The organism is Thermococcus sp. M36, from assembly GCF_012027355.1.
Classification (GTDB): domain Archaea; phylum Methanobacteriota_B; class Thermococci; order Thermococcales; family Thermococcaceae; genus Thermococcus.
Map to the genome: position 1 here is coordinate 1 of NZ_SNUH01000110.1, position 513 is coordinate 513.

1 protein-coding gene is annotated in these 513 nt (G+C 32.6%); it reads left to right on the forward strand.

The features are described from left to right. Positions 1-272 precede the first annotated feature (272 nt). A partial coding sequence (locus E3E36_RS11555; protein WP_206203650.1) for a hypothetical protein occupies positions 273-513 on the forward strand: 241 nt, incomplete at its 3' end.

A 513-nucleotide genomic window follows, 5' to 3' on the forward strand; every position in this document is an offset into this window, starting at 1 on the left:
ATTTTCATCGTCATGTATAATCAGGGTGTTAGCAGTGCCCAAATCCATTGCTATTTCCTGTGTTAAAAAATTAAATAGTGCCATTATACTTTAATTCCTAAGATTTTTTGTGAATGTGGCAAAGGTGAACGAAATTAACTGAATTAACAAAGCAAAACACATGCGATTTTTACAGCTTAAACGGGATATTAACAGGCTTTTGTTCTTATGGTATAGTTTTTAAGTGGTAATAAGCTTTTAACTCTTTATTCAACTGTGGTTGCGTCGCACACTTGAACGTTCTGTTCTTTATTCATCTTACATTCGAAAAATTAAATGTTATTGCTATGGAATTCGGAAGAGTACCGGAAAATGAATTAGATAATATAGACTTTTCATTGCCAAAAGAACCATCATTCAACAAACAAATACTAAGCGGTAAAAAGAATAAAAACGCAAAGGTTTATGTTGGCTGTGCTAAATGGGGAAGAGAAGAATGGGTGGGCAAAATTTATCCTTTAAAAACAAAAGAGA